The sequence below is a fragment of the Methylobacterium sp. NMS14P genome (assembly GCF_028583545.1).
GTDB lineage: Bacteria > Pseudomonadota > Alphaproteobacteria > Rhizobiales > Beijerinckiaceae > Methylobacterium.
Map to the genome: position 1 here is coordinate 4,904,665 of NZ_CP087106.1, position 21,718 is coordinate 4,926,382.

Genomic DNA, 21,718 nt, shown 5'->3' on the forward strand with positions numbered 1-21,718 from the left:
CGGCCTTCGATCACGGCCTTCGACTCGCGCCGCAGTTTTGCCGCGGAACGGCGCATCTGTTAGGGCCTCGCGCCGCCACCGGATCGCACCCGAACCATGTCCGCCCGTCTTCGCACCCGCCTCGCGCTCACCACGATCCTGGGAGCCGCGCTCCTCGCCCACCCGGCCGCCGCGCAGGACGCCTCCGAGCTGGTGGTGCGGCTCGGCCGCATCGAGAACCAGTCGCGGCTCATGGCCGGACAGATCGAGACCCTCCAGTACGAGAATCGCCAGCTCAAGGAGCAACTGCGCAAGTTCCAGGAGGACGTCGAGTTCCGCCTGAACGAGGGCAAGGGCGGCAAGCCCTCGGCCGCGCCCGCGCCGTCGGGCCCCGTCAACGGCGGCAACCCGGGCGCCGGACGCCCCGGCAAGCGCGGCGACGCCTTCGACCCGTCGCAATCCCCCGGGGCCCCGGGCGCCCCGGTGCAGCTCGGCAGCACGCGGCCCTCCGCGCCGCTGCCGCCCCGCGAGGCCGAGGAGGCCGCCGAGGCGGCGCCCCGGCCGCAGCGCCTGCCCCAGGGCGCGGTCAACGAATCGGGCGAGGAGGACGCGGAGGCCGGGACCCCGGGCTACGACGAGCCGGTCGATCTGCGGCCGCCGGCCCGGACCGGGGCGATCCCGGCGCGGCCCTCCGAGAGCGTGGCGGCGACCCGGACGGGCGATCCGGCCGTCGATTACGACGCCGCGGTCGAGCTGTACCGCGCCAAGCAGTACGAGCAGGCCGAGATGGGTCTGCGCCAGTTCATCCAGTCGCACCCGCGCGACAACCGCGTCGCCGGCGCGACCTACTGGCTCGGCGAGAGCTACCTCGCCCGCGGCCGCAACCGCGAGGCCGCCGAGCAGTTCCTGAAGGTCTCGACCGACTACGCCCGCTCCTCCCAGGCCCCTGACGCCATGCTGAAGCTCGGCGTCACGCTCAACGCGCTCGGCGCCCGCGAGCAGGCCTGCGCGACCCTGGCCGAGCTGGACCGGAAGTTCCCGAATGCCGGCAACGGCGTCCGCCAGGGCGTCGCCCGCGAGCAGAAGCGCGCCCGCTGCGGCGCCTGAGCGATCCGGGCGACCCGGTCCTCGGCGCTCTCCGTCCCTGGCTCGACCGGGCCGCGCGCGGCGGGCGGGGCGTGCTCCTCGCCGTCTCGGGCGGTCCCGATTCGAGCGCCCTGATGCACGCCGCCGCGCGCCTGCGCGACGCGGCCGGCGCGTCGCTGCTTGTGGCGACCGTGGATCACGGCCTGCGGCCGGAATCCGGCGCGGAGGCCGAGGCCGTCGGACGCGCGGCCCGGGCGCTGGGCCTGCCCCACGCGATCCTGCCCTGGGCAGGCGCGAAGCCCGGCACCGGCCTGCAGGACGCGGCCCGCACGGCCCGCTACGCACTCCTCGCCGCCCATGCCGAGGCGGCCGGCGCCGGGCTCGTGCTGACGGGCCACACGCGGGATGACCAGGCCGAGACGGTGCTGATCCGGCTCGCGGCCGGCAGCGGCCCCGCGGGCCTCGCCGGCATGCGCGCCGAGCGGGACCTCGGCCCCGGCCTCGCCCTCGGGCGCCCGTTCCTGCACCTGCCGAAGGCCAGTCTGGTGGCGTGGTGCGCGGCAGGCGACATCGCGTATGTGCGCGATCCCGCCAACGGCGACTCGCGCTTCGCCCGCGGCCGCCTGCGCGCGGCTTGGCCGGCCCTGGAGCGCGAGGGCCTGACCCGCGCGCGCCTCGCCCGGCTCGCCGAGCGCGCCGCCCGCGACGAGGCCGCGCTCCGGAGCGCGGCCGAGCGGGCCCTCGACGCGGCGCAGCGGCCCGGGCCGCAGACGGGCGCGGAGCTGCGGCTCGACGGGCGCGCCCTGGCGGCGCTGCCGGACGCCGTCGCCCTGCGCTGCCTCGATCTCGCCCTGGCCCGGGCCGGCGCGGCGCCGCGCCGCCTCGAGCGCCTCGAGACCCTCGTCCTCGAATCGCTCCTGCCGGCCCTGCGACGCCGGGAGCCGGTCCGCCGCACCCTGGCGGGGTTCCTCGTCTCCGCCGACGCGGGCGGGACCGTGAGCCTCGCCCCGGCGCCGCCGCGCCGGCACGGGCCCGCAGATGCTGCCCTCGCCGCAGGGTCCCCCGACTTACTTGGCAAGGGAGAGCCCCCCGCCTACATTGGCGAGGTGTGCACGGATGGACCGGAATAGCCGCGTGGCGGGTCCGTCCCGGGGGTCGCACGCGCCAGGGATTGATCGATGAACCCGAATTTTCGCAACTTTGCCTTGTGGGTCGTCATCTTCCTGCTGGTGCTGGCCCTCGTCACCCTGTTCCAGAACCCGGGGCACCGGGGCGGCGGCAGCGAGATCGCCTACAGCCAGCTCCTGAACGACGCCGATGCCGGCAAGATCCAGTCGGTGGTGATCTCCGGGCAGGACGTGTCCGGCACCTACGTGGGCGGCGGCAACTTCACGAGCTACGCGCCCAACGACCCGAGCTTGGTCTCCAAGCTCCAGGGCAAGGGCGTGCAGATCACCGCCCGCCCGCCATCCGACAACACCCCCTGGTTCATCCAGCTGCTCGTGAGCTGGCTGCCGATCCTCGTCTTCATCGGCGCCTGGATCTTCCTCTCGCGCCAGATGCAGTCCGGCGCCGGCCGCGCCATGGGCTTCGGCAAGTCGAAGGCGAAGCTCCTGAACGAGGCCCACGGCCGCGTGTCGTTCGACGACGTCGCCGGGGTCGAGGAGGCCAAGGAGGATCTGCAGGAGATCGTCGAGTTCCTGCGCGACCCGCAGAAGTTCCAGCGGCTCGGCGGCCGGATCCCGCGCGGCGTGCTGCTCGTCGGCCCGCCCGGCACCGGTAAGACCCTGATCGCCCGGGCGGTCGCCGGTGAGGCCAACGTGCCGTTCTTCACCATCTCGGGCTCCGACTTCGTCGAGATGTTCGTGGGCGTCGGCGCCAGCCGCGTGCGCGACATGTTCGAGCAGGCCAAGAAGAACGCGCCCTGCATCATCTTCATCGACGAGATCGACGCGGTCGGCCGCCACCGCGGCGCCGGCCTCGGCGGCGGCAACGACGAGCGCGAGCAGACCCTGAACCAGCTCCTCGTGGAGATGGACGGGTTCGAGGCCAACGAGGGCGTGATCATCATCGCGGCGACCAACCGCCCCGACGTGCTCGACCCGGCGCTGCTGCGTCCCGGCCGCTTCGACCGCCAGATCATGGTGCCGAACCCGGACGTCACCGGCCGCGAGCGCATCCTGCGCGTCCACGTCCGCAAGGTCCCGCTGGCCCCCGACGTCGACCTGAAGACGATCGCGCGCGGCACCCCGGGCTTCTCGGGCGCCGACCTGATGAACCTCGTGAACGAGTCCGCGCTGCTCGCCGCCCGTCGCGGCAAGCGCATCGTGACGATGCACGAGTTCGAGGACGCCAAGGACAAGGTCATGATGGGCGCCGAGCGGCGCACCCTCGTGATGACCGAGGACGAGAAGCGGCTCACCGCCTACCACGAGGGTGGCCACGCCATCGTGGCGCTGAACGTCCCGGCCACCGACCCAGTGCACAAGGCGACGATCATCCCCCGCGGCCGGGCGCTCGGCATGGTCATGCAGCTGCCCGAGCGCGACAAGCTCTCCATGAGCTTCGAGCAGATGACCTCGCGGCTGGCGATCATGATGGGCGGCCGCATCGCCGAGGAGATGATCTTCGGGCGCGAGAAGGTGACCTCGGGCGCGCAGTCGGACATCGAGCAGGCGACGCGTCTCGCCAAGATGATGGTGACCCGCTGGGGCTTCAGCCCCGAACTCGGCACCGTCGCGTACGGCGACAACAACGACGAGGTCTTCCTCGGCATGTCGATGGGCCGGCAGCAGTCGGTGTCGGAATCGACCGCCCAGAAGATCGACGCCGAGGTCCGCCGCCTCGTGGAGACCGGCCTGGAGGAGGCGCGCCGCATCCTGGCCGAGCACAAGGACGATCTGGAGGCCCTGGCGCAGGGGCTCCTCGAGTACGAGACCCTCTCGGGCGAGGAGATCCGCAACCTGCTCAAGGGCCAGCCCCCGGTCCGCGACGGCGGCGACGTGCCGCCGACCCCGGCCCGCGGCTCCTCGGTCCCCTCGGCGGGCCGCGGCCGGCCGAAGGAGAGCGACGGCGGCCTGGAGCCGCAGCCGCAGGCCTGAGACCGCGCGGTTGGACGAGCGAAAGGGCGCCGCGAGGCGCCCTTTTTCGTGCCGTGCAGCCTCCTCCGACGCACGTGCAGCTTCGATGTCTCCGTCGGCGGTGCGCTGTCGGGAGCGGGCGCGGGTCCCCTCTCCCGGGCGGAGGAGGGAACTCGCTGGGCTCTCTCATCAGCGTCGGTGTTCACCCGCGACGCGTGATCATCGGCGCGTCGCCCGTGACAAACCAACCCTCCTGTCTGCCGATCGATGTCGTCAGCTTGGCCGGAGGCTCGGCGGAATCCGACGAATCGGAAACACAGAACCTTTCCGCGGGTCGCAGCCAGATCCCGATGCCGGTCTCGACCTATCTCGTCGTCGCCCTCGGCGCCGTCGTCGCCGGCTTCGTGCAGGGCCTGTCGGGCTTCGCCTTCGGGCTCACGGCCCTGTCGTTCTGGGCCTGGGTGATCGACCCGCAGCTCGCCGCCGTGCTCGCCGTCTCCGGCGCCTTCACCGGTCAGGTCATCGCGGCGGTTACGGTCCGGCGCGGGTTCGAGCCCGGGCGCCTCGCGCCCTTCGTCCTCGGCGGCCTCGCCGGCATCCCCCTCGGCGTCCTCCTGCTGCCGCGGCTCGACGCCGACTGGTTCAAGATGCTCCTCGGCCTCCTGCTGATGGTCTGGTGCCCGACCATGCTGTTCGCCCGCAACCTGCCGCGGATCACGGCCGGCGGCCGGCTTGCCGACGCCGCGGTGGGCCTCGGCGGCGGCATGATGGGCGGGCTCGGCGGCTTCACGGGCGTGCTGCCGACCCTCTGGTGCACCCTGCGCCGCTACGAGCGCGACGTGCAGCGCTCGGTGATCCAGAACTTCAACCTCGCCATGCTCAGCGTGACCATGGCGACCTATCTCGCCGCGGGGCTCGTCACCCGGGAGACGCTGCCGATGCTGGCGGTGATCCTGCCGGCGATGCTGGTCCCGACGCTGCTCGGCACCCGGATCTATCTGGGGATCGGAGAGGTCGCCTTCCGCCGGCTCGTGCTCGGCCTGCTGACCGTCTCGGGCCTCGCGCTGGTCTCGGCCTCGGTGCCGCGGCTCCTGCAGCGCGCCGGGCGCCCCATTTCGACCGCCTTTGTCGCGGAGCACCCCGTTGACTCTGCCGGCCGGTGAGCCGCCGGCGGGCGCGATAATCTGCTAAGCTGTGCCGGGTCCACGAGACCGGGCGCCGGAGACGTGATGGTGCGCAAGTATTTCGGAACCGACGGCATCCGGGGCCGGGCCAACGGCGTGATCACGCCCGAGCTCGCCCTCAAGGTCGGTCAGGCCGCCGGCCTCGTGTTCCAGCGCGGCGACCACCGCCACCGGGTGGTGATCGGCAAGGACACCCGCCTCTCCGGCTACATGATCGAGACCGCCCTGGTCGCCGGCTTCACATCGGTCGGCATGGACGTGCTGCTGCTCGGGCCGGTGCCGACGCCGGCCGTGGCCATGCTGACCCGCTCGATGCGGGCCGATCTCGGCGTGATGATCTCGGCCTCGCACAACCCGTTCGAGGACAACGGCATCAAGCTGTTCGGGCCCGACGGCTTCAAGCTCAACGACGCGATCGAGCACGAGATCGAGGGGCTGATCGACGCCGACATGCACAAGCGCCTCTCCGGCTCGAACGACCTCGGCCGGGCCAAGCGCATCGAGAGCGTGCACGCCCGCTACATCGAGTTCGCCAAGCGCACCCTGCCGCGGCAGGTGACGCTGGACGGGCTGCGGGTCGTGGTCGACTGCGCCAACGGCGCGGCCTACCGGGTCGCCCCCGAGACCCTGTGGGAGCTCGGCGCCGAGGTGATCGCCATCGGCACCGAGCCGGACGGGTTCAACATCAACCGGGATGTCGGCTCGACCGCGCCCGCGGCCCTGATCGACATGGTGCGCGAGCGCCGGGCCGATATCGGCATCGCGCTGGACGGCGACGCCGACCGGGTGCTGATCGTGGACGAGAAGGGCCAGGTGGTCGACGGCGACCAGCTCATGGCCGTCGTGGCGCGCTCCTGGAAAGAGGACGAGCGCCTGACGCAGCCGGGCGTGGTGGCGACGATCATGTCGAATCTCGGCCTGGAGCGCTTCCTCGGCGGCCTCGGCCTGACCCTGGCCCGCACGGCGGTGGGGGACCGCTACGTCCTCGAGCACATGCGGGCGCACGGCTACAACCTCGGCGGCGAGCAGTCCGGCCACATCATCATGTCGGACTACACGACCACCGGCGACGGCCTCGTGGCCGCCCTGCAGCTCCTGAGCGTGGTGCAGCGACAGAACCGGCCCGTGAGCGAGGTCTGCCACTGCTTCGACCCGCTGCCGCAGATCCTCAAGAACGTCCGCTACCGGAGCGGCGAGCCCTTGCGCGAGGACAGCGTGGTCAGCGCGATCGAGCACGCGCGCGAGCGGCTCGGCAATGCCGGCCGCCTCGTGATCCGCCCGTCGGGCACCGAGCCGGTGATCCGCGTCATGGCCGAGGGTGACGATCGCGGCCTCGTCAACGCGGTGGTCGACGAGGTGGTCGACGCCGTCACCCGCGCGGCGGCCTGAGGCCGGAGCCTCGGAGCCGCCCGACCCTGCGGGGGCCGGGCGGAGCCGCATCGGGCGCGGGGTCAGCCCAGGTCGGCGTAGGCGGCGCGCAGCTCCGCGGGTGCGGTCATCCGCCACGCCCCCAGCAGCGCCGCCCGCAGGGTCTCCTCGGTGCAGGGGTCGAGGTCGAGATTGGTCCAGCCCCGCCGCCCCCAGGCGCCGTCGAGCGGCGCGAACAGGTCCGGCTCGGCCTCGCACAGGGCGGCCTGATCCGCGGGTGCGAGGCGCAGCACCACCCGCGCCTCCTCGACCCAGAGGGTCGCGAAGACCCGGCCGCCGACCCGGAAATCCGGGTTGCCGCTGTGGGCGCCCGCCACCGTCTCGGGCAGCATCAGCGCCAGGACGCGCACGTCGTCGGGCCCCATGCGGTCGTCAGTCCCCGCGCGGCCCGGGCGACCGGGCCACGGCGATCCGGTCGCTCATGCGGCCCTTCCCCGACAGATGAACTGCGCCAACCCGGCGACGCGACGCAGCGGAAACAAGCAAGTCTCGCACGGACGACCAGTTCGACAGCTCGGCAACGGATGCGCAAGCCTAACATTTAACGTTAAGCCGGATTTAAGACGTTCCTTCCATCCTTCCCTCGTACCCCGGGACCGCGCGCCGCGCGTCCGGCCCACGAGTCCAGTGAAGGAATCTCCATGGCCCGCTCCAAGCTGAACGCTTTGGTGCGTAGCCTGACGCTCGCGGCGAGCGTCGGCGCGCCCTGCCTCGCCGCGGCCGCGGATCTGATGCTCCCGCCGCCTCCGCCTCCGCCGCCCCCGCCGATCGAGGTCGGCGGCGGCTGGTACCTGCGCGGCGACGTGGGCGCCAGCATCTACACCCGTCCGCGCTACAGCGACGCCTACGACTACACCGGCTACGCCGAGTCCAACCGCGCCTTCGGCAACGCGGTGGGCGGCGGCGGTTTCGCCGGCGTCGGCGTCGGCTACCAGTTCACCCCGTTCCTGCGCGGCGACATCACCGGTGAGTACCGCTACTCCACCGGCCTGCGCGGCAGCGAGTACTACAAGGGTCCCGATTTCGATAACGGGCTCGGGTCGTACGGCGTGAACAAGTCGAGCGGCAACTTCGACTCCGCGGTGGTTCTGGCCAACGCGTATTTCGACCTCGGCACGTGGTACGGCATCACGCCGTTCATCGGCGGCGGCGTCGGCTACGCGTTCAACCACGTCTCGAGCTACTCGACGAACCAGCAGTTCACCAGCCCGACCTACGCGTACGATTACACCAATGCCGGCTGCGGCTGCATCCCGTACGCCCCGGTCTACGACCCGAACGGCAACCCGGTGTACAACACCAACAGCGGCAGCAAGTTCTACAAGGACAAGACCACCGGCAGCCTCGCCTGGGCGCTCCACGCCGGTCTCGCCTACAACGTGACCGACGCGCTGAAGATCGAGGTGGCCTACCGCTACTTGAACCTCGGCAAGGCCGAGACCGGCCCGGGCTTCGTCCCGTGCTGCACCGGCAGCCTGCAGGCGATCAAGATCAAGGACATCGAGGCGCACGACGTGAAGATCGGCCTGCGCTACTACCTCGGCGGCTTCGTGGCGGCCCCGCTGCCGCCGCTGATGCCGGAGCCGATCCCCGGCCCGCTGGTGCGCAAGTACTGATCGCGCCTCGACCGCGATCCCACCGACAGGCGACGACGGCGCGGAGGGTCTCCGCGCCGTTTCGCGTTTCGGCGTCCCGTCGCGACCGGGTCGGTTCTCGCCCGGTTCTCGACCAGTTCTTGCCCGACCCAAGTTCCGTCACGACGCGCCGGGACTGGCATACCTGGATCGGGACTGGCCTGTCGCAGTCGAGCAACGGAGAATTAAGGTTACCGGCGTATCACCGTGTCGAGGCTCGATCCGCCGTCCGTCTCTTCCGTCCCAGGACGATCCCGATGCGTACCGTCACTTTCCCGCTGCTGGCGGTTCTCGGTCTCTGCGGCGTGAACACCGCGCGCGCCGCGGATCTGGATTACGATTACCTGCGCGGCGCCGATTACGACCCGGTCCCGGCCCCGGTGGTCGACTGGAGCGGCGTGTATGTCGGCGGCCACGGCGGCTTCACGTCGACGAGCCTGGGCTTCGGGAACACCGCCCAGCCGATCGTTGCCAATGATCTGCGCCAGACCAGCGTCGAGAGCCAGTACCACGTCTCGACCCTGATGTCCTCGAACGCCAATCGGCGTGTGAACGGAACCAGCTTCGGCGCATTCGTCGGCTACAACATTCAATTCGACGAGATCGTTCTCGGTATCGAGGCCGACTACACACATTTCGGCTCGGGCGGCGCGGTCACTGACACCATCGGTCGGCAGATGGTGACCAACGATGGCTTCGTGAACTACGTCAACCTCGCGAGCAGCTCCCGCACCAAGCTCAACGATTACGCCACGCTGCGCGCCCGAGCGGGTTACGCGTTCGGAAACATTCTTCCCTTCGTGACGGGCGGATTCGCGATCGGCTCCGCGCAGATCGCCGACCACGTGTCCGTGCAGGTGGCCGGCTACGACCAGACGACCTACAGAGCGAACCAGGCGATCACGGACGCTACCAAGCCGGCCTTCGTCGGACGTTACGGGTACAGCTCGTTCGACGCGAGCAACCCGAATGCTGGGATCCTGTCCGATCCCTTGGTATTCAACCGCGCCAAGACCAAGATCGTCGGCGGCTTCTCGGCCGGAACCGGCGTCGATTACGCCATCACGCCCAACATCCTCCTGCGCGCCGAGTATCAATACGTTCTCTTCGATGCCTTCGACGGGCACAAGGTCAACCTGAACACCGTCCGCGCCGGCGCGGCCGTCAAGTTCTGATGCCGCGCTTCGGCGGGAGCCTGCTCATGCGGTACGCACGCACCATCCGGCTCACCCTCCTGCTGCTCGGTGCCGGCCCGCTCCTCGACCCCGCCGTCGCGGCCGATTGGCCGCGCGACCCGCATCCGCCGCGCAGCGTTCGATACCGGAGCCCGGTGCGGTCCGTTCCCGCCGTCCCCCCGCCCGTCCTGGTGCGGGGCTACCTGCCGCGCAACCTCAACGTCCCGATGTACAACGAGCCGCCCCGCCGCGAGCCGGCCTGGTGAGGCCTCCGCGCCGCCCTCAGCTCTCCAGCTCGCTGTCCCAATAGAGGTAGTCGAGCCAGGTGTGATGGTACTGGCGGTGGTCGAACTCGGGCTGCCGGTGGTGCAGCTCGTAGCGCGTCGGCCGCCGGGGCTCGGTCATCAGCGGCATGTCCGCCTCGTCCGGCGTGCGGTTGGCCTTGCGCAGGTTGCAGGGCGAGCAGGCCGCCACGACGTTCTCCCAGCTCGACAGGCCGCCCCGGGAGCGCGGCACCACGTGGTCGAAGGTCAGGCCGCCCGAGGGCAGCCGCAGGCCGCAATACTGGCAGCTGAAACCGTCGCGCAGGTAGATGTTGTAGCGGGTGAAGGCCGGGCTGCGGGCCAGCGCCACGTAGTTCTTCAGCGCCACCACGCTCGGCACCCGCAGGGCGCGCGAGGGCGAGCGCGCCTCGACGTCGTAGCTCGCCACCAGGGTGACCCGGTCGAGGAACAGGGCCGTGAAGGCGTCCTTCCACGACCAGAGGGAGAGCGGATTGTACGAGAGCGGCCGATAATCCGCGTTGAGGACGAGGGTTTGGAGATCCATCATCGGCGCGACTCTTCGGACTAGCTCTGGCGCGTGAGACGCGCGGGACCATGCCGCCGCCCCGCCGGCCCGTCCGAACCGGCCCGGGGCCGATGCAGGACGAGCCGGCGCGCGGAGCGACGGCTTGACGGGAGAGACGGAGGGAACAACAGGGCGGCGGGCCGGCGCGCGGGGGCGCCGGTCGATGCGGTAGCATCCGGAACGCGGCCGGGCCGGGCCGGTATCGCCACCGGCCGCGCCCTTTCGCGTAGCGACGAAAAGGCCCTGTCCATCAGGTGTTCATCTAATCCCAGCGTGACACCCTTGTGAAGCTTTTCCGGATGAGCCCCGGGGACGCACCCACAGCGGGCTCGACGCGGCGGGATCCGGCCCGGGGTGGGCAGGGGCACGCTTTCGCCCTATTGCTCGCCCAGAGCGCCCGGCCGCCAGGAGGCCCGCCCGGTCCCCGATCGCCGCCGATTCGCCGATGCCGGACTCCGGCCGGCCGCCGCGCGCCCGACGAGAGGTTGCTCATGCATCGTATCCCAGCGCGGACCCAGAAGCCGGAGGGCGCCCCGCGCCCGTCCCGCGCACTCGCCCTGCTCGCCGCGCTGGTGTTCGCAACCCCGGCGGCCCTGACCCTGCCGGCCTTCGCCCAGGATCCGGCGCCCGCCGCCAAGTCTTCCGATCAGAAGCCCGCCGATCACAAGTCCGGGGACACCAAGGCCGCGCCGGAGGCCAAGCCGGCGGACGGCAAGGCGCCCGACACAAAGGCGCCCGACACAAAGGCGCCCGACACGAAACCGGCCGACGCGAAGCCCGCGCCCCCGCCGGCCGCCAAGGCCGAGGTTCCCGAGCAGTTCAAGAAGGTCCGGGCCAAGCTCGACGCCGCCAAGGCCGAGCTCGACGCCCGCGAGAAGCAGCTCGGCCACGCGGAGCTGACGGTGGCCGACCTCAACGCCGTCCGCGACAGCGCCGTCACGGTCACCGACGAGATCCGGACCCTGGTCACCCGGCTCGACTCGCCGCTGGAGGCCGCGCGCGAGCGCCTGGCCCAGCTCGGGCCGAAGCCGAAGGACACCCAGGAGAGCGCCGACGTCGCCGCGGAGCGCGCCGAGCGCGAGGCCGCCGTCACCCGCATCGACGAGACCCAGCGCCTCGCCCGCTCCCTGGTGGTGCAGGGCGACCAGATCGTCGACCGGGTCTCGAATCGCCGCCGCGAATCGTTCACGCGCGACCTGCTCCAGCGCTCCCAGCCGCTGGTCGGCCCCGGTCTCTGGACCAAGGTGATGGGCGACGTGCCCCGGGACACGCGCGCCCTGCAGAGCGCCGTGTCGGATATCGGGCTGCTGTTCTCCCGCAACGGCAACCTCGCCAACCTGCTGTTCCTGGGCCTCGCCTTCGGGATCTCGGTGGCGCTGTATTTCGGCCGCCGCAACATCGCCCCCAAGGGGGCCCGCCGGGACGCCACCAAGACCGATCCGTCGCGGCGCGCCGTGATGCTCGCCGCCTGGCGGGTGATCCTGCTCGGCACGGTGCCGGCGGTCGCCGGGTCCTACGCGGTCTACTACGCCCTCGATTCCACCAACCTGCTGCCGTCCCGGCTCCTGCCGGTCGCCGCCGCGATCCTCGGCGGCCTCGCCTTCATCGCCTTCGTGGAGGCCCTGTGCGACGGGCTGCTCAGCCCCGAGAAGCCGGCGTGGCGGCCCGCCCCGGTGAGCGACGCGGCGGCCACGCGCCTGACCCGGCTCGCCGTCGGCATCGCCACGGTGATCACCGTGGTGAAGTCCGTCGAGGCGCTCAATTCCGGGATCTCGGCGGCCCTGCCGATCTCCATCGCCACGCGGGGCCTCGGGGCGGTCGCCACCGCGCTGATCCTCGCGGTCGGCCTCCACCGCTTCGCCGACACCGAGCAGGAGGAGGAGGCGTGCTTCGGCCCCTACGTGCCGACCAAGACCACCACGGGCATCGGCGGGCCGGCCCGGCTCCTGGGCTGGGCCGCGGTGGCGCTGATCGGGCTCGGTGCGCTGGTGGGCTACGTGGCCTTCGCGGCCTTCCTGATTGACCAGCTGATCTGGGACGCGGCCGTCCTCGTGCTGCTCTACCTGCTGGTCCAGAGCGTCGACATCTTCGTCGGCCGCGCGCTCAGCGACGAGACGCGGCTCGCCACCACGCTCCAGGCCAACACCGGCCTGCGCAAGCGCTCGCTCAACCAGATCTCGGTCCTGACGACCGGCGCGACCCGGCTCGTCCTGTTCCTGGCGGCCGCGGTCCTGGTGCTGGCGCCCTGGGGGCTCGATTCCACCGACATCGTCTCGTCGGTCCGGCAGGCCTTCTTCGGCTTCAAGGTCGGCGACGTCACGATCTCGCTCTCCAGCATCGCCTTCGGGATCGGCATCCTGGTGGTCGGCGTGTTCATCACCCGCGGCGTGCAGCGCTGGCTGGAGAACACCTACCTGCCGGCCACCGACCTCGACGCCGGCCTGCGCAACTCGATCACCACGGTGGCGGGCTATTGCGGCTTCCTGATCGCGCTGGCGCTCGCCTTCTCGTATCTCGGCCTGAGCCTGGAGAAGCTCACCATCGTGGCCGGCGCCCTGTCGGTCGGTATCGGTTTCGGCCTCCAGTCGATCGTCAACAACTTCGTCTCCGGACTGCTGCTCCTGTGGGAGCGGCCGATCCGGGTCGGCGACCAGGTGGTGATCGGCGATTCCGAGGGCATCGTGAAGCGGATCTCGGTCCGCTCCACCGAGATCCAGACCTTCGACCGCTCGGCCGTGATCGTGCCGAACTCGAACCTGATCTCCGGGGTGGTCAAGAACCGGGTGCGGGGCGACCGGACCGGGCGCGTCAGCATCACGGTCAGCGTCCTGCGCAACCAGGATCCGGTGCGCGCCGCCGAGATGATGACGGCCTGCGCGCAGGGCCATTCCGACATCCTGAAGGAGCCCCCGCCCCGGGTGGTGTTCAAGAAGATCGGCGACCCGTTCCTGGAATTCGAGCTCCTCGTCTGGATCGTGGACGTGAGCCTCGGCCAGAAGGTGGTGACCGACCTGAACTTCTCGGTGTTCGCGACCCTCTCGGAGGCGGGCTTCATCCCGCCGCTCGGGCCCGGCTCCAGCGTCGTCACCGTGCAGGGCCTCGACACGATGCAGAGCGCCATGGGCGAGATCGCCAGCCGCTTCATCCAGGCGGCCCCGGTTCCCGAGGGCGGCGAATCAGCCCGGCCCCAGCGCGACCGCGGCCTCCGCAGTGCCGGTGCCTGACCGGCCGCCGCGGGCGATCCGGACGGTGTTCCCGCCCGCGTCCTTGGCGGCGTAGAGTGCCGCGTCCGCCCGGCCGAACAGCCGGGCGCGGCCGCCGCTCCCCGCGGAGAGTCCGACGGAGATCCCCACGGAGGCGCCGATCCGCAGCCCCTGGCCGCGATACGGGATCGGCCGGCTCAGGGCGGCGACGATGCGCCGGCCGCGCTCCACCAGCGCGGACGGGTCGACGGGCGCCCGCAGGAGCACGGCGAACTCGTCGCCGCCGATGCGGGCCACGAGGGCCGCGTCCCGGCAGACGGCGGCCAGCCGCGCGGCCGAGCGCCGGAGGCACAGGTCGCCGGCCGCGTGGCCGTGGACGTCGTTGACCGGCTTGAACCCGTCGAGGTCGATCAGCAGCAGGGCGCCGTGGGGATCCGGACCGGAGCCGGCCGTCCCGGCCCCGAACGGCGCCTCGAACAGCGCTTCGAAGCCGCGGCGGTTCGCCAGCCCGGTGAGCGGGTCGCGCTCGGCGCGCCGGCTCAGCTCGGCCAGCCGGGCGATCTCCTCGGTGATGTCCTGCTTGGTCCCGAACAGGCGGGCGGGGCGCCCGTCCTCGGTCTCGACCGCGGCGCGGATCCGGATCCAGCGTTGCCGGCCCCCGGCGTGGATCTCGGCGTCGAGCACGAAGGCGCCGCTCCGGGCGATCGCCCGGTGCCGGATCGTCTCCAGCAGGCGCCGCGAGGCCGGCTCGTAGAGGTCCAGGATCCGGGGCCGGTGCAGCGCCGCGCCCCGGGGCACGCCGAACAGGTCGTGGACGCCCCCGGACCAGTCGAGGGCGCCGTCGCGCAGGCGGCAGGACCACAGGCCCATCCCGGCGCCCGCCAGGGCGCGCTCCTGCCGCGCCAGCAGGCCGGCCTGCTGGCGGATGATCGTGCGCCGCAGGGCGCACGCGGCCGCGGCCTCGGCGTCCGCATCGGCCTCGGCGGCCATCTCGGCCGCGGCCGACGGGCCGGCTCGCCCGCCGACGGATCGGTCGCGGGGTGGGTCCACCGGGGCCAGGGAACGCGCGGTCGTCATCGGTGTGCAGTTCTAGACGGAAGGCTTTTGAGGAAGCCCTAACCGTCCGGTGCACGGCCGCCCGGCAGCCCCTATATGCCGCCTGGGCGGCAGGGCCGTCGCAGGGATGAGTCAGTCGTGACGAGACGCGATCGGGACGGTCGACAGGCGGGGCGCGGGCTCGGCCGGATCAGCATCGGGATCAGGACCCGGATGGTCGGCCCGGCCGCGCTGGCGACGGCGGCGCTGCTCGGTGGCTGCGCCGCCCAGCCGTCGAGCGGCACCGCGCTGCCGAGCATCTACCTGCCGCTCGCCAGCAACAGCGCGCATATCGACGTCGAGGCGGCCCGCGACATGATCTCGTCCTATCGCCGCAACCGCGGCGCGCCGCCGCTGACGGTCGATCCCGAATTGCAGCGCCTCGCCGAGGCCGAGGCGGCCGCCATGGCGCTCGCCGACCGGCCGAGCCGGGCCCAGACCGTGAAGGGCGCGGTGGAGCGGCTCGGCTACGCGGACGTGAACGCCAACCTCTCGGCCGGCTACCACACCCTGGCCGAGGCGTTCTCCGGCTGGCGGGAGAGCCCGCCGCACGACGCCACCATGCTGGCGCCCCGGGCGACCAAGATGGGGATCGCCACCGCCTACGCGCCGGGCTCGAAGTACAAGGTCTACTGGGCTCTGCTCACCGCGAAGTAGCGGCGCTCCGCCGGTCGGCCGGCATGGAGCGGGCCGCCCTGCCGACGGCGGAGGCGATTCGGTCGTCCGGACAGCCGGACGCCGTCGATCATGAACGGCGCGAACGCCGCGCCGAGGCCGCCGAGCCGTCGGGCACCGCCCGCGCGTCCGGGACGCGGCGGGGCCGCGCTAAGCTTCGGGAAACTTTGCTGAAGCAACCGTAAGGGCGACTGTTTCGAACCTGTATCGGCCCGTCATCGCCCGTTCAGGCAGGCGCTGGCATACCCGTTTCGTACGAGGGGTTTGACTCGGATCCGGCACTCATGCCGGCCGAGCGGACCTCGTCGGTGAAGGCGTGAGACCCGGGTCACACGGGCCGCGCCAGGGGTGGCGGAGCGGTACGATGGTTCGTCTGTACGGGCGGGTCCTGGGATTCCTGAAGGCGGAGCGGCGGCTGGCCATAGGCCTGGCCACCACCAACGTCGTCCTGGCGGTGGCGGCCTTCGCCGAACCGCTGCTGATGGGCCGGATCATCGACCAGCTGACCCACCTCAAGCGCGGCGGCGACGCCATGGGCACGATGCTGCCCCTGCTCGCCGCCTGGGTGGCGTTCGGCTTCTTCACCATCGCGGCGGGCGTGTTCATCGCGCTCCACGCCGACCGGCTGGCGCACCGCAACCGCCTGTCGTCGATGGCGAGCTACTTCGAGCACGTCCTCGACCTGCCGCTCGCCTTCCACTCGGCCAACCATTCCGGCCGCGTCCTGAAGGCGATGCTGGAGGGCACGAACGGCATGGCGTGGCTGTGGCTCGGCTTCTTCCGCGACCACCTCGTCGCCCTGGTCTCGCTCGGCGTGCTCCTGCCGATGACCCTGTTCATCAACTGGCAGCTCGGCTCGATCCTGGTGGTGCTGGTGCTGGCCTTCACGGCGCTCACCACCTTCGTGATGCGCCGGACCGAGACGCTGCAGGGCCAGGTCGAGGCGTTCAACTCGGGGCTGGCCGCCCACGCCTCGGACGCGCTCGGCAACGTCGCGGTGATCCAGTCCTTCACCCGCGCCAAGGCCGAGAAGGAGGCGATGCGCGGCATCATCACCAACCTGCTCGCCGCGCAGATCCCGGTCCTGTCCTGGTGGGCGCTGGCCAACGTAGCGACCCGGGCGTCGGCGACCATCACCATGACGGCGATCTTCGTCACCGGCATCTGGCTCTACCAGGCCGGCACCACCACGGTGGGCGAGGTCGTGGCCTTCATGAGCCTCGCCACCGCCTTCGTGGCCCGGCTCGACCACGTGGTCGGCTTCGTCAACGGCCTGTTCCAGCAGGCGCCGAAGATCGCCGAGTTCTTCGAGATCTACGACACCGTCCCGGCGGTGGCCGACCGGCCGCACGCCCGGCAGGTCGCCCGCTTCGAGGGCGCGGTCACCTTCGACGACGTCGCCTTCTCGTACGACGGCCGGCGCCAAGCGCTCGACGGCGTCTCGTTCACCGCCAAGCCCGGCGAGACGATCGCGCTGGTCGGCACCACCGGCTCGGGCAAGTCGACGACGCTCGGCCTCCTGCACCGCAGCTTCGACCCGGCCTCCGGCGCGATCCGGATCGACGGCATGGACATCCGCGACGTCGGCCTCGCCTCGCTGCGCCACAACATCGGCGTGGTGTTCCAGGAGCCGATGCTGTTCGCCCGCTCGATCCGCGAGAACCTGCAGGTCGGCTGCCCCGACGCCACCGACGCCGAGATGCTCGACGCGCTGGAGCGCGCCCAGGCCAGCGCCTTCATGGCGCGCCAGGCCGACGGGCTCGACACGGTGATCGGCGAGCGCGGCCGGTCGCTCTCGGGCGGCGAGCGCCAGCGGCTCTCGATCGCCCGGGCGCTCCTGAAGAACCCGCCGATCCTGATCCTCGACGAGGCGACCTCGGCGCTGGACGCCGCCACCGAGCGCAAGCTCCAGGGCGCGCTGGAGACCGTGATGGAGGGGCGGACCACCTTCGTGATCGCCCACCGCCTCGCGACGATCCGCGACGCCGACCGGATCCTGGTGTTCCACGAGGGCCGGATCGTCGAGGCCGGCACCTTCGACCAGCTGGTGGCCGAGGGCGGCCGCTTCGCCGAGCTCGCCCGGGCGCAGTTCATGGCGGCCCAGGCGGAGGAGGACGAGGGGCTGGCGCTGGCGGCGTGAGCCGCCGCCGGGCGCACCGCCTAGTGGCCGGGGCCGAGAGGCCTCAGGCGCCCGGTCCCGGGGCGCCCGTTCCCGCCCGCCTGCCCTCCATCTCGGCCCGGCGCGCCAGCATCTTCGCCTGCAGGCGGGTGCGGCGGGCGGCGATCACCGTGCCGTTGATCTCGCCGCCGAACAGGAACATGGCGGCGAGCCAGTAGAGGAAGACCAGGAACACCATCGCGGTGGCCAGCCCCCCGTAGGTCGACGCGTAGGCGTTGGAGAACCGGTCCAGGTAGTAGCCGAAGCCGAGGCCGGCGAAGAACCACAGGAGCAGGGTCACCCCGATCCCCGGCAGCACCGACAGGATCGAGCGCCGCCCGGCCGCGACGAACTTGTGGGCGATGACCAGCACGACGGCGAGCAGCAGGGCCGTGACGGCGATCCGCCCGATCGCCACCGTGAGGCTCAGGGGCTCCAGGCCCGGCGCCACCAGGACGACGTTGCGCCAGATCAGCGGCCCCAGCACCACGAGCAGCGCGAAGGCCAGCATCGCGAAGGCGCCGCAGATCACGTAGCCGATCGATTCGAGGCGCGTCAGCCACCAGGGCCGGCTCTCGCGCAGGCCGTAGGCCCGGTTCAGCCCGACCCGCAGGCTCTCGACACCCGAGGAGGAGAAGTACAGGGCGAACAGCGCGCCGAGCGTCAGCACGCCGCTGCGCTGCTCGGTGAGCACTCGGTGGACCTCGCCGACGATCGGCTTGGCGATCTCCCGCGGCCACGCGTCGAAGATCAGCACCCCGGCCTCGTCGGCGAGCGACTGGGTGCCGAACAGGCCGGCGAGCGCCGCCAGCAGGATCAGGAACGGGAACAGCGAGGTCAGGCTCGAGAGCGCGATGTGGCTCGCGATCGCCCAGCCGTCATGGGAGACGAAGCGCTGCGCGGCGACGCCCATGACCTGTAATCCGCTGCGGAGAGGTTTCACGGGTGTCCAACGATCCTCGATCGCGCGATCCTCGGGGCGCTCCTCCCGGAGAGAGGCCCGCCGATGAACGGCGCCGGCACCCGCGCGTCAACGCCGCCGGCGCGCTCCGGTCCCGATCGGCGGCCGGTGACGCGTCCGCGCCACGCCGGCGCCCGTCGTGGCCGCGCCCCGGCCGCCCCCCGCCCGGCCGGCGAGATCACCGTTGCGCCGGGCGCGCCGGCGTGCTCCGTCCGGCGGCCATGCCGATGCTCTCACGCCCGTCGACGCTCGCGTCCGGCGCCCTCCCGGCGCTGTTCATCCCGATCTGGGCCACGGGTTTCATCTCGGCCCGGGCGGTGGTGCCGCACGTCGATCCGCTCGCCTTCACGGCCGTCCGCTTCACGGCCGTGGCCCTGGTCCTGGCCCTGATCGCCGCGGCCTCCCGGGTGCGCTGGCCGGGGGACCGGGCGGGGTGGCGCGACCCGGTCATCGCGGGCTTCCTGATGCAGGGGGTCTACCTGTCGGGCGTCTTCTGGGCGGTGAGCCACGGGCTGCCGGCCGGCATCGCGGCGCTCGTCGGCAGCCTCCAGCCGCTGCTCACCGCGCTCCTGGCGCAGCCGCTGCTGGGCGAGCGGGTCAGCGGCCGGCGGGCCCTCGGGATCCTCATGGGCTTCGTCGGCACGGGCCTGGTGCTCGCCCCGAAGCTCGGCGCCACGGACCCGTCCGGGATCCCGCCGGCGGCGCTGGCCGTCAGCCTCCTGGGGGTGCTGGCGCTGACCCTCGGCACGCTCTGGCAGAAGCGCACCGGCGGCCGGGTCGATCTCCTGGCCGGCGCGACCCTCCAGTTCGTCGGCGGTATGGCCTGCGCCATCCCGCTGGCGCTCGCCTTCGGCGGCACCGCGTTCGACCCGGCGCCGGCCCTGTGGCTCGGCCTCGGCTGGGCGGTCCTGGTCAACTCGGTCGCGGGGATCCTGCTGCTGCTGGTGCTGATCCGGCGGGGGGCGGTGGCGGGCGTCGCCGCCCTGTTCTTCCTCGTTCCGCCGGTCGCCGCCGTGCTCGGCTACCTGCTGTTCGGCGAGGTGCTGACCCCGGTGCAGGGCGCCGGCATGGCGCTCGCCGCCCTCGGCGTGGCGGTGGCGAGCCGCGGCTGAAGCCGCCGCCGAAGTCGCCGCCGAAGCCGCCGCCGAAGTCGCGGCCGAGTCCGTCGCCCCTGCGACGGAAGGCGCGGAAACCCTTCGTGCCCTCGCGGTTTGGTGCGCGCGGGCCGGGTCGGCCCGGGCCGGCACCGCGCGAGGCGAGCATGAACCAGGACGAGCCCCGCGAGATCCGCCTCGCCCTCGACGCGATCCCCCTCGGCGGCAAGGCCGAGGGCAAGGCGGGGGAGGACGCGGTGCTGTTCGTGCGCGACGCCGACGGGGTGCGCGCCTTCCAGGCGAAATGCCCGCATCTCGGGGCGCCCCTCGCCAAGGGCGAGATCTGCGGCGGCCGGCTCTACTGCCCCTGGCACAAGGCGGCCTTCGCGGTCGCCGACGGCGCCCTGGAGGAGCCGCCGGCGCTGGAGGCGCTGACTCGCTATCCCGTCCGGATCGAGGGCGGCGAGGCGGTGGCGACGCTGACCCCCGAGCCGGTCCCGGCGCGGCGGGCCGAGGCCCCTGTCGGGACGGTCCTGATCGTCGGCACCGGCGCGGCGGCCGTGGCCTGCGTCACCACGCTCCGGCGCGACGGCTTCGCGGGGACGATCACGATGGTCGGCCGTGAGGGCCACCCGCCCTACGACCGGACCAAGCTGTCCAAGCAGTTCCTGGCCAAGCCGACCCCGGCGGAGAAGACCCTGCTGGAGCCGGACTTCGCCGCCGCCCACCGGGTCGAGCGGGTCGAGGCCGAGGCGACGCGGATCGACCCGGCCGACCGCAGCGTCGCGCTGGCGGACGGGCGCACGCTCACCGGCGACGCGCTGCTGATCGCCACCGGCAGCCGCGCCGTAGTGCCGGACTTCGCGGGAGGAAATCTCGACGGCGTGATGACCCTGCGCAGCCTCGACGACGCGGTGCGGCTCAGCGCCGCGGCGGAACGGGCGGCGCGCGTGGTGGTGATCGGCGCGGGCTTCATCGGCCTGGAGGCGGCGGCCTTCCTGACCAAGCGCGGCCTGTCGGTCACGGTCCTGTCCCGGGAAGAGATCCCCTTCGCCAAGCGGTTCGGCGAGGCGGTGGGCGCGGCGCTGAAGCGCTACCACGCCGGCAACGGGGTGACCTTCGTGACCGGCACGGTCGCGCGGATCGCCGGCGCCGGGGCGGTCGAGGCCGTCGAGACCGGGGACGGCGCGCGGTTCCCGGCCGACCTCGTGCTGATCGGCGCCGGCGCCGCGCCGGAGACCGGGATCGTCGCCGGGGTGGAGCCCGACGAGACCGGCGGCCTCCCGGTCGGCGCCGACCTGAAGCTCGCCGACAACGTCTGGGTCGCGGGCGACATCGCGGCGTTCCCGGAGCGCGGCAGCGGCGTCACGGCGCGGATCGAGCACTGGCGGCTGGCGCAGCAGCACGGGACGCACGTCGCCCGGGCGATGCTCGGTGCCACCGGCGCCTTCGCGGGCGCGCCGTTCTTCTGGAGCAACCAGGGCGACAAGCGCCTGGATTACGGCGGCTACGCGCCGGATTTCGAGCGGATCATCCTGCGGGGCGACCCGGCGGCGCTCGACTTCATCGCCTACTACGTCCGCGACGGCCGCGCGGTGGCCGCCTGCAGCATCGGCCGCAACCCGGCCTTCACGGCGTTCCTCCACCTGCTGGGCGAGGGACGCGTGCCCAGCCCCGACGCGATCGAGTCCGGCGCCGACCTCGCCGCGCTGGTGTGACGTCGCGGCGAGATCGGCGTGACATCGGGGCAGCCGGGTCGATGGAACAAGGTCCTGCGGCCCATCTTTCGGTAGACGCCGCCCGCCGTCTCGAGAGCCGGGCCCGCACGGGAGGCCCCATGAACCAGATCATCGTCGTCGCCCTCATCTGCGCCGCCTCCGTCCAGGCCCCGGACTGCTCGCGCGAGACCGCCATCGACGTGGTCACCGGCCCGGCCCACACGCTCCAGGAATGCCTCGTCCAAGGCCCGGTCCTGGCGGCCAATGCCGGCTTCAAGGGCGAGGACGGGGCCTATCTGAAGACGCGTTGCGAGCAGAGGCGCTGAGCCGAGGCCGTCCGGCGAGCAGGTTTCAGCAGGCCGGAGGCACGATCATCAGTGTCCGGACCGTCGCGCGTCG

General features: G+C 72.3%; 18 protein-coding genes. 14 read left to right on the top strand and 4 right to left on the bottom strand.

From position 1 onward, the window contains the following. The first annotated feature begins 96 nt into the window (after nucleotides 1–96). The 5 genes from ybgF (at nucleotide 97) to glmM (ending at nucleotide 6,718) form a co-directional block, all read left to right on the top strand. Nucleotides 97–1,086: a tol-pal system protein YbgF gene (ybgF, locus tag LOK46_RS23310; protein ID WP_273560763.1), complete on the top strand. Its 990-nt coding sequence runs from the start codon at nucleotides 97–99 to the stop codon at nucleotides 1,084–1,086. A 71-nt stretch (nucleotides 1,087–1,157) separates the two neighbouring features. After that, a complete protein-coding gene (gene tilS / locus LOK46_RS23315; protein ID WP_443192839.1) occupies nucleotides 1,158–2,195 on the top strand; it encodes a tRNA lysidine(34) synthetase TilS in 1,038 nt (345 codons plus the stop codon). A 48-nt stretch (nucleotides 2,196–2,243) separates the two neighbouring features. Further along, a complete protein-coding gene (gene ftsH / locus LOK46_RS23320; RefSeq protein ID WP_273560764.1) occupies nucleotides 2,244–4,166 on the top strand; it encodes an ATP-dependent zinc metalloprotease FtsH in 1,923 nt (640 codons plus the stop codon). A 329-nt stretch (nucleotides 4,167–4,495) separates the two neighbouring features. After that, complete coding sequence (locus LOK46_RS23325; protein ID WP_273560765.1) at nucleotides 4,496–5,308, top strand: sulfite exporter TauE/SafE family protein; 813 nt, start codon at nucleotides 4,496–4,498, stop codon at nucleotides 5,306–5,308. Nucleotides 5,309–5,377: 69 nt separating this feature from the next. Continuing rightward, nucleotides 5,378–6,718, top strand: coding sequence for a phosphoglucosamine mutase (gene glmM, locus LOK46_RS23330; protein ID WP_026605059.1), 1,341 nt, complete (start codon nucleotides 5,378–5,380; stop codon nucleotides 6,716–6,718). A gap of 62 nt (nucleotides 6,719–6,780) precedes the next feature. Here the strand turns inward: glmM and LOK46_RS23335 are convergent, their stop codons facing one another. After that, nucleotides 6,781–7,122, bottom strand: coding sequence for an MmcQ/YjbR family DNA-binding protein (locus LOK46_RS23335; protein WP_273560766.1), 342 nt, complete (start codon nucleotides 7,120–7,122; stop codon nucleotides 6,781–6,783). Between the two features lie 276 nt (nucleotides 7,123–7,398). On the opposite strand from LOK46_RS23335, the gene LOK46_RS23340 reads away from it, so the two are divergent. The 3 genes from LOK46_RS23340 (at nucleotide 7,399) to LOK46_RS23350 (ending at nucleotide 9,832) form a co-directional block, all read left to right on the top strand. After that, a complete protein-coding gene (locus LOK46_RS23340; RefSeq protein ID WP_020094007.1) occupies nucleotides 7,399–8,373 on the top strand; it encodes an outer membrane protein in 975 nt (324 codons plus the stop codon). A 323-nt stretch (nucleotides 8,374–8,696) separates the two neighbouring features. Further along, a complete protein-coding gene (locus LOK46_RS23345) occupies nucleotides 8,697–9,566 on the top strand; it encodes an outer membrane protein (RefSeq protein ID WP_337251952.1) in 870 nt (289 codons plus the stop codon). Between the two features lie 26 nt (nucleotides 9,567–9,592). Next, the gene (locus LOK46_RS23350) at nucleotides 9,593–9,832 is read left to right on the top strand and encodes a hypothetical protein (protein ID WP_273560767.1); all 240 of its coding nucleotides are present in this window, start codon (nucleotides 9,593–9,595) and stop codon (nucleotides 9,830–9,832) included. A gap of 16 nt (nucleotides 9,833–9,848) precedes the next feature. On the opposite strand, the gene LOK46_RS23355 is transcribed toward LOK46_RS23350, so the two are convergent. Continuing rightward, a complete protein-coding gene (locus tag LOK46_RS23355; protein ID WP_020094004.1) occupies nucleotides 9,849–10,397 on the bottom strand; it encodes an HNH endonuclease in 549 nt (182 codons plus the stop codon). A gap of 509 nt (nucleotides 10,398–10,906) precedes the next feature. On the opposite strand from LOK46_RS23355, the gene LOK46_RS23360 reads away from it, so the two are divergent. Beyond that, the gene (locus LOK46_RS23360; RefSeq protein ID WP_273560768.1) at nucleotides 10,907–13,639 is read left to right on the top strand and encodes a DUF3772 domain-containing protein; all 2,733 of its coding nucleotides are present in this window, start codon (nucleotides 10,907–10,909) and stop codon (nucleotides 13,637–13,639) included. Here LOK46_RS23360 and LOK46_RS23365 read toward each other — a convergent pair. Next, nucleotides 13,592–14,695: a diguanylate cyclase domain-containing protein gene (locus LOK46_RS23365; protein WP_273560769.1), complete on the bottom strand. Its 1,104-nt coding sequence runs from the start codon at nucleotides 14,693–14,695 to the stop codon at nucleotides 13,592–13,594. The two genes, LOK46_RS23360 and LOK46_RS23365, sit on opposite strands and share 48 nt — an antisense overlap. A gap of 192 nt (nucleotides 14,696–14,887) precedes the next feature. Between LOK46_RS23365 and LOK46_RS23370 the strand changes: the two genes are divergently transcribed. Continuing rightward, nucleotides 14,888–15,370 (top strand): CAP domain-containing protein, encoded by a 483-nt coding sequence (locus LOK46_RS23370; RefSeq protein WP_273564677.1) that lies wholly within the window; start codon nucleotides 14,888–14,890, stop codon nucleotides 15,368–15,370. A gap of 382 nt (nucleotides 15,371–15,752) precedes the next feature. Further along, entirely contained in the window at nucleotides 15,753–17,528 is a 1,776-nt protein-coding gene (locus LOK46_RS23375; RefSeq protein WP_273560770.1) for a glucan ABC transporter ATP-binding protein/ permease, read from the top strand. Between the two features lie 43 nt (nucleotides 17,529–17,571). Here LOK46_RS23375 and LOK46_RS23380 read toward each other — a convergent pair whose 3' ends face one another. Continuing rightward, on the bottom strand, nucleotides 17,572–18,459 hold the full coding sequence (locus LOK46_RS23380; protein WP_273560771.1) for a YihY/virulence factor BrkB family protein: 888 nt from the start codon (nucleotides 18,457–18,459) through the stop codon (nucleotides 17,572–17,574). Nucleotides 18,460–18,734: 275 nt separating this feature from the next. Here LOK46_RS23380 and LOK46_RS23385 point away from each other — a divergent pair, with 275 nt between their 5' ends. From LOK46_RS23385 to LOK46_RS23395, 3 genes are all read left to right on the top strand, one after another. Further along, the gene (locus LOK46_RS23385; RefSeq protein ID WP_443192840.1) at nucleotides 18,735–19,619 is read left to right on the top strand and encodes a DMT family transporter; all 885 of its coding nucleotides are present in this window, start codon (nucleotides 18,735–18,737) and stop codon (nucleotides 19,617–19,619) included. 149 nt (nucleotides 19,620–19,768) lie between these two features. Beyond that, nucleotides 19,769–21,319, top strand: a complete 1,551-nt coding sequence (locus LOK46_RS23390) for an FAD-dependent oxidoreductase (RefSeq protein WP_273560773.1) — start codon at nucleotides 19,769–19,771, stop codon at nucleotides 21,317–21,319. 119 nt (nucleotides 21,320–21,438) lie between these two features. Next, a complete protein-coding gene (locus LOK46_RS23395) occupies nucleotides 21,439–21,645 on the top strand; it encodes a hypothetical protein (RefSeq protein WP_273560774.1) in 207 nt (68 codons plus the stop codon). Nucleotides 21,646–21,718: the final 73 nt, after the last annotated feature.

Coding starts and splice junctions, on each gene's coding strand:
- LOK46_RS23370 (WP_273564677.1), top strand. CDS start 14,888: ATGGTCGGCCCGGCCGCGCTGGCGACGGCGGCGCTGCTCGGTGGCTGC.
- LOK46_RS23350 (WP_273560767.1), top strand. CDS start 9,593: ATGCGGTACGCACGCACCATCCGGCTCACCCTCCTGCTGCTCGGTGCC.
- LOK46_RS23360 (WP_273560768.1), top strand. CDS start 10,907: ATGCATCGTATCCCAGCGCGGACCCAGAAGCCGGAGGGCGCCCCGCGC.
- LOK46_RS23375 (WP_273560770.1), top strand. CDS start 15,753: ATGGTTCGTCTGTACGGGCGGGTCCTGGGATTCCTGAAGGCGGAGCGG.
- LOK46_RS23365 (WP_273560769.1), bottom strand. CDS start 14,695: ATGACGACCGCGCGTTCCCTGGCCCCGGTGGACCCACCCCGCGACCGA.
- LOK46_RS23335 (WP_273560766.1), bottom strand. CDS start 7,122: ATGGGGCCCGACGACGTGCGCGTCCTGGCGCTGATGCTGCCCGAGACG.
- LOK46_RS23355 (WP_020094004.1), bottom strand. CDS start 10,397: ATGATGGATCTCCAAACCCTCGTCCTCAACGCGGATTATCGGCCGCTC.
- LOK46_RS23325 (WP_273560765.1), top strand. CDS start 4,496: ATGCCGGTCTCGACCTATCTCGTCGTCGCCCTCGGCGCCGTCGTCGCC.
- LOK46_RS23390 (WP_273560773.1), top strand. CDS start 19,769: ATGAACCAGGACGAGCCCCGCGAGATCCGCCTCGCCCTCGACGCGATC.
- ftsH (WP_273560764.1), top strand. CDS start 2,244: ATGAACCCGAATTTTCGCAACTTTGCCTTGTGGGTCGTCATCTTCCTG.
- LOK46_RS23395 (WP_273560774.1), top strand. CDS start 21,439: ATGAACCAGATCATCGTCGTCGCCCTCATCTGCGCCGCCTCCGTCCAG.
- ybgF (WP_273560763.1), top strand. CDS start 97: ATGTCCGCCCGTCTTCGCACCCGCCTCGCGCTCACCACGATCCTGGGA.
- LOK46_RS23340 (WP_020094007.1), top strand. CDS start 7,399: ATGGCCCGCTCCAAGCTGAACGCTTTGGTGCGTAGCCTGACGCTCGCG.
- LOK46_RS23385 (WP_443192840.1), top strand. CDS start 18,735: ATGCTCTCACGCCCGTCGACGCTCGCGTCCGGCGCCCTCCCGGCGCTG.
- LOK46_RS23380 (WP_273560771.1), bottom strand. CDS start 18,459: ATGGGCGTCGCCGCGCAGCGCTTCGTCTCCCATGACGGCTGGGCGATC.